Origin of the sequence: Flavivirga eckloniae, assembly GCF_002886045.1 — a bacterium.
GTDB classification, from domain to species: domain Bacteria; phylum Bacteroidota; class Bacteroidia; order Flavobacteriales; family Flavobacteriaceae; genus Flavivirga; species Flavivirga eckloniae.
Genome location: NZ_CP025791.1, coordinates 4,765,110 through 4,778,297, shown reverse-complemented (window position 1 = coordinate 4,778,297; position 13,188 = coordinate 4,765,110). Strand labels below are relative to the sequence as shown.

The 13,188-nt window shown below is 33.1% G+C and carries 11 protein-coding genes; 8 read left to right on the top strand and 3 right to left on the bottom strand.

What is annotated here, in order from left to right; all coding sequences use genetic code 11:
* Positions 1–113: 113 nt before the first annotated feature.
* Entirely contained in the window at positions 114–3,896 is a 3,783-nt protein-coding gene (gene purL / locus C1H87_RS19525; protein WP_102757431.1) for a phosphoribosylformylglycinamidine synthase, read from the top strand.
* 285 nt (positions 3,897–4,181) lie between these two features.
* On the top strand, positions 4,182–4,376 hold the full coding sequence (locus C1H87_RS23780) for a barstar family protein (protein ID WP_199769377.1): 195 nt from the start codon (positions 4,182–4,184) through the stop codon (positions 4,374–4,376).
* Between the two features lie 138 nt (positions 4,377–4,514).
* Here C1H87_RS23780 and C1H87_RS19515 read toward each other — a convergent pair whose 3' ends face one another.
* Positions 4,515–4,709: a cold-shock protein gene (locus C1H87_RS19515; protein ID WP_102757430.1), complete on the bottom strand. Its 195-nt coding sequence runs from the start codon at positions 4,707–4,709 to the stop codon at positions 4,515–4,517.
* Between the two features lie 629 nt (positions 4,710–5,338).
* Here C1H87_RS19515 and C1H87_RS19510 point away from each other — a divergent pair.
* The 6 genes from C1H87_RS19510 to C1H87_RS19485 all read left to right on the top strand — a co-directional run bounded on the left by C1H87_RS19510 (position 5,339) and on the right by C1H87_RS19485 (position 10,019).
* Positions 5,339–5,854: a hypothetical protein gene (locus C1H87_RS19510; protein ID WP_158655295.1), complete on the top strand. Its 516-nt coding sequence runs from the start codon at positions 5,339–5,341 to the stop codon at positions 5,852–5,854.
* A gap of 235 nt (positions 5,855–6,089) precedes the next feature.
* Positions 6,090–6,620 carry a hypothetical protein gene (locus C1H87_RS19505; protein WP_158655294.1) on the top strand — a complete coding sequence of 177 codons (531 nt, stop codon included), beginning with the start codon at positions 6,090–6,092 and terminating at the stop codon, positions 6,618–6,620.
* Between the two features lie 299 nt (positions 6,621–6,919).
* On the top strand, positions 6,920–7,393 hold the full coding sequence (locus C1H87_RS19500; RefSeq protein ID WP_102757427.1) for a hypothetical protein: 474 nt from the start codon (positions 6,920–6,922) through the stop codon (positions 7,391–7,393).
* A gap of 193 nt (positions 7,394–7,586) precedes the next feature.
* The gene (locus C1H87_RS19495; protein ID WP_102757426.1) at positions 7,587–7,925 is read left to right on the top strand and encodes a YciI family protein; all 339 of its coding nucleotides are present in this window, start codon (positions 7,587–7,589) and stop codon (positions 7,923–7,925) included.
* Between the two features lie 2 nt (positions 7,926–7,927).
* Positions 7,928–9,193 carry an RNA polymerase sigma factor gene (locus tag C1H87_RS19490; RefSeq protein ID WP_158655292.1) on the top strand — a complete coding sequence of 422 codons (1,266 nt, stop codon included), beginning with the start codon at positions 7,928–7,930 and terminating at the stop codon, positions 9,191–9,193.
* A 172-nt stretch (positions 9,194–9,365) separates the two neighbouring features.
* Positions 9,366–10,019: a hypothetical protein gene (locus C1H87_RS19485; protein ID WP_102757424.1), complete on the top strand. Its 654-nt coding sequence runs from the start codon at positions 9,366–9,368 to the stop codon at positions 10,017–10,019.
* A gap of 54 nt (positions 10,020–10,073) precedes the next feature.
* On the opposite strand, the gene C1H87_RS19480 is transcribed toward C1H87_RS19485, so the two are convergent.
* Both C1H87_RS19480 and C1H87_RS19470 read right to left on the bottom strand, forming a co-directional pair.
* Positions 10,074–12,308 (bottom strand): CRTAC1 family protein, encoded by a 2,235-nt coding sequence (locus tag C1H87_RS19480; protein ID WP_102757423.1) that lies wholly within the window; start codon positions 12,306–12,308, stop codon positions 10,074–10,076.
* A gap of 489 nt (positions 12,309–12,797) precedes the next feature.
* The gene (locus C1H87_RS19470; RefSeq protein ID WP_102757421.1) at positions 12,798–13,178 is read right to left on the bottom strand and encodes a hypothetical protein; all 381 of its coding nucleotides are present in this window, start codon (positions 13,176–13,178) and stop codon (positions 12,798–12,800) included.
* Positions 13,179–13,188: the final 10 nt, after the last annotated feature.

The window sequence follows — 13,188 nt, the reverse complement described above, 5'->3', positions numbered from 1 at the left end:
TATGTTTAAAACCTCGTGAATAACTCTCGTTTTCCCTTTCACATTTTTACAAGAAATTCAACTAAAAAGAAGTAAATTTGCACTTTCTTTAAATACACACAAATCAAGACATAATGATTCATTTCTTTGGAAACGTAACCGGTAAAGTATTTGCCGTTCAAACAACAAAAGAATTATCAACCGAAACCACTTCAAAATTAGTGTGGTTATTTGGCAACCAGCCAAAAATAGAACAAGCATCTCTTGATGCTTTTTTTGTTGGTCCGCGAGCCGCTATGATAACACCATGGAGTACAAATGCTGTAGAAATCACTCAAAATATGGGAATTTCCAACATCATTAGAATCGAGGAATTTGAAACAGTTACAGAAGATTTTAAAGATTATGATCCTATGATTTCGGAGAAATTTAATGGATTAGATCAAAATGCTTTCACCATAGATATTCAACCGGAACCAATTCTTGATATTGAAGATATTGCTGCTTACAACAAACAGGAAGGGTTATCTCTAAGTGATGAAGAAGTGGCATATTTAGAAGACGTTTCAAAAAAAATTGGACGTCCTCTTACAGACTCTGAGGTATTTGGTTTCTCTCAAGTAAATTCAGAACACTGTCGCCATAAAATTTTCAATGGAACTTTTATAATTGATGGTGAGGAAAAGTCAACATCACTTTTCAAGTTAATTAAAGAAACATCAAAACAACATCCAAACGATATAGTTTCTGCCTACAAAGACAATGTCGCTTTTATAAAAGGACCAAAAGTAGAACAATTCGCACCTAAACGTGCCGATGTTCCAGATTATTATACTACCGAAGATTTCGATTCTGTGATTTCGCTTAAAGCGGAAACTCATAACTTCCCTACCACAGTAGAGCCTTTCAATGGTGCTGCTACGGGTTCTGGAGGTGAGATTCGTGATAGATTAGCTGGTGGAAAAGGATCTATTCCTTTAGCGGGAACTGCGGTTTATATGACCTCGTATTCGCGGTTAGAAGAAAACAGACCATGGGAAAAAGCTGTTGAAGAACGCGATTGGTTATACCAAACGCCTATGGATATTTTAATAAAAGCTTCTAACGGAGCATCTGATTTTGGAAACAAATTTGGACAACCACTTATTTGTGGTTCCGTTTTAACCTTTGAGCATGATGAATCTAATGATTTGGCTTCGGCTACGCTCAGCCAACATGATTCTGAAAATACGGACACTGAGCGTAATCGAAGTGACCAAGATAATACCCCTAGAAAACTCGGTTTCGACAAAGTAATCATGCAAGCTGGGGGTATCGGGTATGGAAAAACAGAACAAGCTTTAAAAGACACACCTAAAACTGGTGATAAAATAGTTATTCTTGGTGGTGAAAACTACCGAATTGGTATGGGTGGTGCTGCTGTTTCCAGTGCCGATACTGGTGAATTTGCTTCGGGTATCGAATTAAATGCTGTACAACGTTCTAATCCAGAAATGCAAAAGCGAGCAGCCAATGCCGTTCGTGGTATGGTGGAAAGTGAAGAAAACTTTATTGTTTCCATTCACGATCATGGTGCCGGTGGTCATTTAAATTGCCTATCTGAACTTGTTGAGGATACTGGAGGTAAAATAGATTTGGATGCCTTACCTGTTGGAGACCCTACCCTTTCGGATAAAGAAATTATTGGTAACGAATCTCAGGAACGTATGGGATTAGTTATTGGAGAACAACATATAGAAACGCTTCATAAAATTGCAGATAGAGAACGTTCTCCAATGTATACCGTTGGTGATGTAACTGGTGATGATAGATTTACATTTCAATCTAAAACCAAAGGCAACAAGCCTATGGATTTAGCCATGGAAGATATGTTTGGAAGTTCTCCAAAAACAATCATGACTGATAAAACTGTTAACAGAAAATACAGTGATGTAAGTTATAATTCCGATAATTTTTATGAGTATTTAGATCAGGTTTTACAATTAGAGGCTGTTGCCTGTAAAGACTGGTTAACAAATAAAGTAGACCGTTGTGTTGGTGGAAAAGTTGCCAAGCAACAATGTGCAGGACCATTGCAGTTGCCTTTAAACAATGTTGGTGTCATGGCTTTAGATTATAAAGGAAAAGAAGGTATTGCAACATCTATTGGGCACTCCCCTGTTTCTGGCTTAATTAATCCGGTTGCAGGAAGTAGAAATTCCATTACCGAATCCTTAACCAATATTATTTGGGCGCCTTTAAAAGACGGATTACAATCCGTTTCATTATCAGCTAACTGGATGTGGCCATGTAAAAATGAAGGTGAAGATGCTCGTTTATATGAAGCAGTACAAGCCATTTCAGAATTTGCTATCGATTTGGGTATCAATGTGCCAACAGGAAAAGATTCTTTATCGATGAAACAAAAATACCCTAATGAAGATGTTATTTCTCCGGGTACTGTTATTATTTCTGCAGCCGCAAATTGTAACGATATCTCTAAAATCGTAGAGCCTGTTTTCAATAAAAATGGTGGAGACATTTACTATATTAACTTATCACAAGACAATTTTAAATTAGGAGGAAGTTCGTTTGCTCAAATTGTAAATAAAATTGGTAATGAAACCCCTAACGTAAAAGATGCCGGATATGTTAAAAATGTATTCAATACCATTCAAGATTTAATTAGAGACGAGAAAATCGTTGCGGGACATGATGTGGCTTCTGGTGGATTGATTACGACGCTTTTAGAGTTATGTTTTGCTGATGTAAATCTTGGTGCCGAATTAGATCTTTCTAGTTTAAACGAAAAGGATTCATTCAAAATATTATTTGCTGAAAATTCGGGTATAGTCATTCAGGCTAAAGACAATTCAATCGAATCTGTTTTAAACGCCGCCAATATTGAATTCCATAACATCGGAAAAGTTACAGAAAGTGATACTTTAAGTGTTATTAACGGTGCAGATGTATTCACAATGACCGTTTCAAGATTAAGAGACGTTTGGTATAAAACCTCTTTCTTACTAGATCAAAAGCAAACCGCTAATAATTTAGCTGAAGATAGATATAACAACTACAAAAATCAGCCTTTACAATACACGTTTCCTAAGCACTTTACAGGAAAGTTGGCTGATATGTCAGATCGAACGCAGTCGAGACCTATTGACACTTCGCTTGCGGAAACAAAACGTCCAAAAGCAGCCATCCTTCGTGAAAAAGGTAGTAACTCAGAACGTGAAATGGCAAATGCCATGTACTTAGCAGGGTTTGATGTAAAAGATGTACATATGACCGATTTAATCTCTGGTCGTGAAACCTTAGAAGACATTCAGTTTTTAGGTGCAGTTGGAGGTTTTAGTAACTCCGATGTATTAGGATCTGCAAAAGGTTGGGCTGGTGCTATTAAATATAACGAAAAGGCAAACAAAGCCATTCAAAATTTCTTCGATAGAGACGATACATTAACCGTTGGTATTTGTAATGGATGTCAATTATTCATGGAACTTGAGGAAATAAACCCCGATCATGAAATCCATGGTAAAATGCTCCATAACGATTCGCACAAACACGAGAGTTCTTTTACCTCTGTAAAAATTCAAGAAAATAATTCTGTGATGCTTTCTACTCTTGCAGGTAGTACACTAGGTGTCTGGATTTCTCATGGTGAAGGTAAATTTGATCTCCCCTATACAGAAGATCAATACCATATCGTTGCGAAATATGGTTATGCTGAATATCCGCATAATCCAAATGGTTCTAAATTCAATACAGCCATGATGTGCGATAAAACAGGTCGTCATTTAGTAACCATGCCACATATCGAACGTTCTACGTTCCAATGGAACTGGGCAAATTATCCAGATGGACGTAAAGATGAAGTATCGCCTTGGTTAGAAGCTTTCGTAAATGCGCGACTTTGGATTGAAAATAAATAGTTTTACTTCAAAAACATTTCATAATTGGGGCTGAATTTTAAGTTAAAAAACAACTAATTCAGTCCCTTTTTTATATTTATAATCTACTCCTTAAATAATTTTAAGCTTATTAAAAATACTTTAAATTTGTAGGTAAACGTATAATGGGTATATATTTAGCGGTACGCATACACAATTGTTGTGCTTAATTAATCAGAATGCGAATAATCGAGATAAACGGAAATAAATTTTCAAATATGAAAGGTTTTTATCGAGAAATAGAATCGAAAATGACTTTAGTTAGAACTGAATTGGAAAATTGGACGAAATCTTGATGCATTTAATGATATTCTTTACGGAGGATTCGGAGTTCACGATGTTGATGAAAAATATATTTTAAAATGGCATCAAAGTGAAAAAAGTAAATCTGAACTTAAATATTTCGACACAATAATTGAAATAATTAAAGAACACGAAAGTATAGAATTACAATTGACCTAAATGAAGAAAAATTAATTCGAATTTATCAATCTGATTTATTAAAAAATGATTTTAAATCATAAAAAAAGACCGTTATAAAAAACGGTCTTTAATATTTATATAACGTATCTCTTTATATGACACACATTATTTAGGTGCTTAATGTATAACCCTAACGTTAATAGCATTTAATCCTTTTTTTCCTTGTTCAGTATCATACTGTACTTTGTCATCTTCTCTAATATCATCTGTTAAACCAGAATTATGTACGAAAATATCTTCTCCTGTTTCTGATGATTTAATAAATCCGAATCCTTTTGAATTGTTGAAAAATTTTACTGTGCCTTCTTGCATCTTTACTTAATTTTAAATTAATAATTATTTTTTCACAATAAAAAATATCCTAATTAAGAAAAGCATACTAAAAATAATAATGAAATTGTAAAAACAATCTATTAACTTAAAACACTATTGAAAAAGTAATTGTAAAAATAAAATTGGAAAGAAGAGTAAAACTCTTAAAAACTAATTGTACTATATACTACCTTAAAACTCTATAGGTATTTTTTATTGTGGTGCGAACATACGACATTTATCTAGTGCCACCTAATAATTTGATATAAAAGTTATTATATATCAATCAATTGGACTAATCAGATTCCTGAATATTCAACGATAGAATTTCAGAAAAATTAAAGACTAACGAAAGGATAGCCAGTAGGTAACACCATATAAAATTAATTGCTAACCCTATCCTATTTACGAGAATTCTCGCAGATTTTCTATTCAGTTTTTGTTTGCTAAATTAAGTGCTTAAACAACGTAACTAAGCTTATACAAGTTCGTTAGCAACAAAGGTCATCATCAAAATTTAGTACAATACCAGTAACAAAAGTTTAAGGCTTTCGTCTTATTATAAATTACATTCGTTAAATACAATAAAACCTATGAGAATAAAATCAATAATGAATAATCGAATTCTTATGACTATAGGAGCATTTATTTTAACCTCTGTATTTATTCTTTGGGAATACCTTAATGGTGGAGTGGTTACTCATCATCTGCTTGCAAGAGAAGATTTAACAGGCATTTCCAACTGGTGGGGATTATTAACTATTCCTCTATTATCCTGGTTAATTACATCTTTAATATACAGACGTCGAGATAAAAAAATAAAGTCGAAATCAAATATAGAAGATTCTGAAATCAAAATTCTAAAAGGTTTTTTATCAGCTTTAGTATTTGGAATTATAGCATCATTACTATGGGAATTTAATCTTGAGAATATCCTGCAATATTTTATTCTTTTACCTATTATTATTTCTTTTTTTAAACCTGTCCATTTACCAGAATACTTATTAGGATTTGTAATCGGTATGTTATTTACATTTGGAGGCATACTGCCAATTATAATCGGAACAGTATTATTGGTTTTATCCTTTTTGGTAAATAAACTAATACGAACTCTGAAAAATTTATTTATCTCGAAAGCTGATTGAATGAAATATAGATAAAAGACTGGAGAGGTAAATAAAAATCCCCCCTGTTACTAACAAGGCAACTACCCTTATACACAAACGTTGTGTGACATTAAACAGAACGAAAAAATCCAATGGAAGATACCTAGAAGACCTAAGATAAGACATAGAAGAATCAACCGGAAATGTATACGAGTCTATTTTGGAACAATATAGTGATACAATTAAATTAGAATTAAGAGATTCTACGCAAAAAATGTTCTTACAAGTAGAATATGGAATTCAATTTCCTGAAAAATTAATTCGTTATAATTTTTATTGTGCGGACAAAAAAATATTCACGCGGCTGGAAGCAGATGCAGATCCAATGGTTGGAACTTTTGAATGGGCCAGTAATCCGAAAAACACATTCGAATTAAGCACAAAACAAATCGAATATTTACAAATAGCAGATAGAATTAGATCAATAGGGAATGATCGTGATGCCAGACAAAGTATCATTATTACTTCCACTTTCATCAAATTAAACCAATCAAATCACATGAATTCGCGTTCTCTAGATCATAAGGATAGTTATGTCTTACGAGATTTGTATATCATCATACCCCTAAAGGAGCGCAATAAAAAGGAGGATCCCAAAGTTGTAGGGAGCAATTATATAGGGGATATGGAAATTATTTTAAATGATCGCTCCGCTGAATCTCAAAGAACTACCGGAGATAAAATCAGAATTGCAATAGAAAATGAAATCATAAAATATAAACAAGATCTCGATAACAAAAAATAAACGTTATCTTAAATAAATAGCAATATAAAATTGTAACATCATATTGATAAAGTATGTCTAATTAAAACAACAAGAAAATTATGCTCAAAAACGCACTTTATCTATTTCTATTTACGACTTCAATAGCTTATAGTTAAACCACCAATTATTAGGCTAATTTTCTAATCAGTATAGATGAAAAAATAAAGACATGGTAATCGGAATATAATATCCCTTCAATCGCTATAGGAATTATCGAAAACGGAATCATTATACTAACAAAAGATAAAAAACATTAAGGATTTTTAAAATTGAAAATAATGAAAGACAAAATACAGAATCTGAGGAATAAAGTGTCGAAATATTTTGAGAACTTCGATGAACTTAATAATAGAAGAACTAAGTGGAATACGGAAACGAAAGAATTTATTCATTCCAAGTTAACCGAAATAAATGATTGTTTTCCCAAATTAGTATGGTTTGTTGGTAAAAATGAACACATTAAGAATTTGGAATCTGTTTATTGGGAAATGGGAAATGAAATGGCAGGATTTGCAATTAAAAACAAGTTTATTATCAGGAAACCTGGCTATTTAAATTACGCACAATTAGCTAACGGAAAGATTATAGTGATGATTGCTTATCCTACAATTGAAGAAAATATTAGAAATGAAATAGAACCTAAAATTATTGGGGATTATTTGCCTGATGAAATAAATGAAAAATTAATTATTAAACATGCTGAGGCCTTTATTGATGAGATAAATGATTGGACAATGAACCTAGACAAATAACTATTGTCAACATTTTGTATAAGTAATAGTAGGTGAAAGTGTTAAATTTTAAGGTTTATAGACTAATTAAATTCAGACAGATTTAATCGGACAAATAATCGAATAAAAAACGTTGACAATATTTAAACTGTCCCCTAAAAAAAAGGTGAGTTGTCTATACTATGAATTCAATAATTAATTAAAAATTTAGATAATGAAAAAATTTATGATTTTTATTAAAGATGATATGCAAAATGTTATCAACAAAACACCAGAGCAACAACAAGAATCTCTCAAAGAGTATATGGCTTGGATTGAGGATTATGCTAAAACAGGAAATTATATTGGGTCTGATCCTATTGAACCTAACGGAAAGTATATTACTACCCATGGCATCAAATCAGACGGTCCATTTATAGAATCTAAAGAAGCAATAAGCGGTTATGTTCTTATTCAAGCTAAAACGATAGAAGATGCTGTTAGTTTTGGAGGGAAATGCCCTGTCATTAAATCTGGAGGAGCAATTGAGGTTCGTCCGATAATGGGGATGTAATCTTGAATACATCTTCTCAAATACAAAATGAAGTTAATCAACTTTACAGAAACCATTTTGGAAAGTTGGTTGCTTCATTAACTTACCTTTTTAATTTGTCGAATCTTCAGGTTTCAGAAGATATTGTACAAGATACATTTATTGCAGCCCTTGAAAATTGGACTAAAAATGGCATTCCTAAAGAACCTGTAAATTGGCTATACAAGGTTTGTAAAAACAAAGCCCTAAATGTCATCAAATCAAAAAGATTCACACATCTCTCCCCTTTAACAGATGTGTCTTTATTTGAATCTAAAAACATGGACATTGGTTATAAGATGGATAAGTATTTTCAATACGAACAGCCTGAAGATATGCAATTACAGCTATTGTTTTCCATATGTCATCCCAAAATTCCACAAACCTCGCAAATCATTTTGGCTCTAAAAACTATTTGTGGTTTTAGTAGAAGTGAAATTGCAAAAGGATTGGGAATGAATGAAGAATCGGTCAAAAAAAATCTGTACAGAACAAAGAAAAAAATTGCTGATGAAAAATTGGTTTTTAAAATTCCTTATTCAACAAAATCAATAGAAAAAATTCATACTGTAGAATTCATTCTCTATTTAATGTTCAATGAAGGTTATAAAGCTTCTGCAGGAAATTCAATCGTAAAATATGAATTCTGTTTAGAGGCAATGAAACTTACAAAATCATTGCTTAAAGAAATTGATTTAAAACTAGATACAACTAAAGCACTATTTGCACTTATGCTTTTTAATGCTTCACGTATTGAGGAGCGAAACCGATTGAAGAACGAATTAAATAATTTGGAAACCCAAAACAGAAATAATTGGGATAAAGAGTTAATTCATTTAGGAATAGAATATTTAAATAACTCTAAACCTAGAAAAAATTTAACCTCAAGATTTCATCTTGAAGCCAGTATTGCATCAATACACTGCAAATCCAAATCTTTTAATGAAACCAATTGGTTAGGTATTTTAAGATTTTACGACAGCCTAGTACAAATCAATCCTTCTGCCTACACTCATCTGAACAGATGCATCGCAATGTTTTATGCTCATAGAGCAGAACAAGCATTAAAGGAAATTGAAAGGTTAAATCTTAATAAAGAATTAAATTCTTATTATCTATTTAACTGCACAATGGGGAAAATTTATAAATCAATAGAAAAGTACGAAATTGCGGCATCTTTTTATAAAAAAGCGCTAAATCAAACAAAGAATAACTTAGAAAGAGCATATATTCGAAAACAGATGAACTAAAACGTGTTACAACAGAGTATCCTATGAAAAGTACTAGCCTACTTATGAAAATCTTCGCAGATTTTTCTCTGGTTCATTCTATTTTTACTAAGTTAGTTCCCTAATCACATAACCACCCTTGCAACAACCGTTATGCCTAATTTTGATCTAACTAACAACAAAATTTTACCCCATGAAAACTAGATACGCTATAATACTTTTAGGAATTTTAGTCTCAATCGCTTCTTGCAAACAAAAAACCGACCCAAATAAACAAATTGACGAAGGACATGTTAAGAACGATGTTTATTCAAGTAAAGAAATAGGATGGACTATTACCATTCCTGATAATTGGAAAGTCATAACTAAAGAGCAAAACGAAACATTTCAAAAAAAGGGTCTAGATGCTATGGAGGATATGTTAGACGAAGAAGTGGATGCTTCTGAGGTAAGAAATTTAATTGGCTTTCAAAAAGACCAATTCAATATATTTCAATCAACTTCAGAACCTTTCGAAGTTGAATATGAAGGTGAATGGGAAGAAACCAATGCGGCATTAAAAGAACTGATTTATTACACATACATGGATCAAAACATTAAAGTTGATTCCACTGCGACAAAAATTGTAAAAGTTAATGGGCTTGATTTTCGCTCTTATGAATTCAAAATATATGGTCCTAATGGTGATGTTATTTTAAACCAAATCATGTACAGCCGATTAATAAACGGCTTTGACTTTGGTGTGAATATCAATTATAATAACGAATCGTATAAAAAAGAAATGCTTGATGCTTGGCTGAATTCCAAATTTAAAAAGCAAAAGCTTAAAGGTAAAAAGGCAAACTAAACCTTGAGTCAGAATAATAGTTAAGTGTAGGACATATTACTATTCAAATTCATTTTATAAATCTATAGCATATAGATCAATTTCTTCTACCTGTGGATGACCCTCTATTATTTTATAAAATGTATTCGGTTTTATTTCCTTAAATACTTGTCGTGTTCCACTTCCAGCCCAAATAACTTCTAACTGAACAATTTCAGAAGCCTTTCCTAAACCAATTTCCGCCCTTAAAGTTGAGCTTCCAAAACTCCCTCCAGAGCCTATAGTGTGGTAAATAGTACGCTCCTTCCCTTCCTCTATAGTGGTTACTATCAATTTACTACCAATAGCTGCACGATTAGCTTTAGTTCCTTCCAAAATAATAGTTACCCAGTTATTTTCGTTTTGATAAGGATTCTTATACAGCGAATTAAAAAAATTATCGCCTTCAAAGGCGCCTCCCAAAACAACATAAATGTCCTGGTCACCATCGTTATCAATATCGGAAAACGATACAGCATGCCCTTTTTGAATATGTCCGAACCCTCCAGATGTAGTAACATCCTGAAAGTTTTTCCCAAGTGCATTACGAAACACCCTATTAGGAATAATAGATTCAAAACTCACTTCGCCAGTACTAAGGTATATATCCAAGTAACCATCGTTATCCAAATCGCCATAATTAGCTCCCATGGCATATCCAATCCTATCCAATCCAACCTCTTTTGACACATCATGAAAAACGCCATCCCTATTTTCGTAAAGCCGCATGGTTTCTGCCTGATGGGGTTCGCCTAAATATTCACCAACAATATCTGATGTTATCGATCCATAACTACCTCCTCGCTTATAGCCAGCCACAAAAATATCCATCCAACCATCATTATTATAGTCAAAAGCCCAGGTAGGAAAACTGGAGATTTTTTCTCCCAAACCAAGACTATCTCCTGCATTCTTAAAACTAATTTCTCCTTTTTCATCTGTACCCTTGTTCATAAATAACAGATTTTTACTGGTACGCTTAAAATTGGACACGTATATATCCGTCCAACCATCGTTATTAAAATCGGCAGCCGTAACACCTTTTACATAATAAGGGTTTTGGGCATCGCTTACAGTAAGCCCAGCACTTAGAGCCTTATTAGAAAAAGTACCATCGGTATTATTAATATACAATTCACAAGGATGTACATAATTATCTTCAGATTCGTTTCCTATAAATAAATCTACCCACCCATCATTGTTAAAATCTGCCCAAGTCGCTGTCTGCGTAGGATAAAATGAAAGCAAGCCAGTTTCTATAGAGACATCTGTAAAGGTGTTATCTCCATTATTTCTCAGTAAAGAATTCGGATGTTTCCCTAAAGCCGGCATCCAGGCGCCTCTAAGAACAAATACATCCAAATAACCATCATTGTTATAATCTGCCTGTACCATATTCAATCCACCTTTAGATTCCAGTAACCCTGCCGTTTCGGTTTTTTCTGTAAAGCTACCATCACCATTGTTTATAAAATACCTCAAATGTTGTGTAGGAAGCCAACTGGAAACCAATACATCCAATAGATTGTCGTTGTTAAAATCATCTATTATACTACCACCAGACAACTCATTGACATTCAAACCCAATTTCGGCGCTACATCCTTGAATTTTTTTAATGGATATTCCGATTGAAAAGCACTATCTGGGATGGCCCATTCTTCCGGAACACCTTCCGGATATTCGCCAAGAGTCATATATGCAATATTCAATAACCACCGACTATTATAATCATGCGAATTGCTCTTCAAAAAATGCTCATAGAGCTTTATAGCCTTACTTGAGCCTTCCCGTGCATGATGATAACCGGCTGGGCTTATAGGAACTATGCAGGAAGCAGAAACAGCATGATGATGCAAGCAATTTTCCTGTTCACCCAATCGTAAATAAGAAATAGCTAGCAAAGGACCTATTTTTCTTTCTTCATAAGGTTCCAGATTATAATTTATAACCCCTTTCATTTTTCTTTGCCACATAGGTTCTAATATTTCAATCGCTTCTTTCGTCTTCCCTTCATACAAAAGAGATTCTGCCTTATTTATATTATAACTATCCTTTTTATTGGCTGGAGCTATGGCACAAATACTATCAAAGTATGCTGTTTTTGTAGAAGCTGCATAAATATTTTCCGGAACAAAAAATTGTTCTTTGGCTGCCTTGTTAAGCAACTCTGGCATGGTAGGTTCTTTTTTATTGCAAGCTGTGATTACAAAGAAAAAAATTAAAAATTTTGATGAATGTTTTAACGTATTTAAAACCTTTTTATGATTCATGCCTTAGTGTTCTTTGGAGCTAATTTTTTCTAACTTTAAAGATATGAAAATCAATACAGAGAATAAAGTGTAGCAATTCTATAAATTCCCTAGTCTTTGTTTATAACTAAAAAGCCCTAAATACTTATGAACCCTCCGAATCCCGATTCTCGGGATCCACCTCCCTTTATAAAGGGAGGAGCAAGTTTGGTTTGTGTTTTAACTATCTTAACATATTTCTTTCCTTTAACCTATTTGTTTAACTATAACTTCTCTCCTCTTAAAACTAAGAGGAGAATGAATTCCGATTTTAATAAAAATCGGGAGAAAGAGGAGTTTTGTTTTAGAACCCTCCGAATCCCAATTACATCGAGCCCCACCTGTCTTTTTAAAGGAGGAGCAAGTTCGGTTTTATTTCTAACAACCGTTCAATATATTGTTTCTCTTTACCTCCATGGGTTAAATAGTACCGCTCTCCTCTTAAACCTAAGAGGAGAATGAATTTCGGTTTTAGTAAAAACCGGAAGAAAGAGGAGTTTTTATTTTTAACTTTCTTAATTTTCTGTAACCCTCCGATCCCGATGTTATCGGGACCACCTCCCTTTTTAAAGGGAAGAGCAAGTTTGGTTTTATTTCTAACAATCTTTCAATATGCTGCTTCCCTTTAACCCTATCGTTTAAATAGTACCACTCTCCTCTTAAACCTAAGAGGAGAATGAATTCCGATTTTAATAAAAATCGGGAGAAAGAGGTGTTTTTATTTTTAACTTTCTTAATTTTCTGTAACCCTCCGATCCCGATGTTATCGGGACCACCTCCCTTTTTAAAAGGGAGGAGCAAGTTTAATTTATAGCTATAACAATAATTTAAAAACCCCTTTCCTTTAGCCACATTTTAATTA

What these genes read in the sequence shown, in the direction of transcription:
- purL (WP_102757431.1), top strand. Translation starts at nt 114, where the DNA reads ATGATTCATTTCTTTGGAAACGTAACCGGTAAAGTATTTGCCGTTCAA.
- C1H87_RS19515 (WP_102757430.1), bottom strand. Translation starts at nt 4,709, where the DNA reads ATGCAAGAAGGCACAGTAAAATTTTTCAACAATTCAAAAGGATTCGGA.
- C1H87_RS19510 (WP_158655295.1), top strand. Translation starts at nt 5,339, where the DNA reads ATGACTATAGGAGCATTTATTTTAACCTCTGTATTTATTCTTTGGGAA.
- C1H87_RS19505 (WP_158655294.1), top strand. Translation starts at nt 6,090, where the DNA reads ATGTTCTTACAAGTAGAATATGGAATTCAATTTCCTGAAAAATTAATT.
- C1H87_RS19500 (WP_102757427.1), top strand. Translation starts at nt 6,920, where the DNA reads ATGAAAGACAAAATACAGAATCTGAGGAATAAAGTGTCGAAATATTTT.
- C1H87_RS19495 (WP_102757426.1), top strand. Translation starts at nt 7,587, where the DNA reads ATGAAAAAATTTATGATTTTTATTAAAGATGATATGCAAAATGTTATC.
- C1H87_RS19485 (WP_102757424.1), top strand. Translation starts at nt 9,366, where the DNA reads ATGAAAACTAGATACGCTATAATACTTTTAGGAATTTTAGTCTCAATC.
- C1H87_RS19480 (WP_102757423.1), bottom strand. Translation starts at nt 12,308, where the DNA reads ATGAATCATAAAAAGGTTTTAAATACGTTAAAACATTCATCAAAATTT.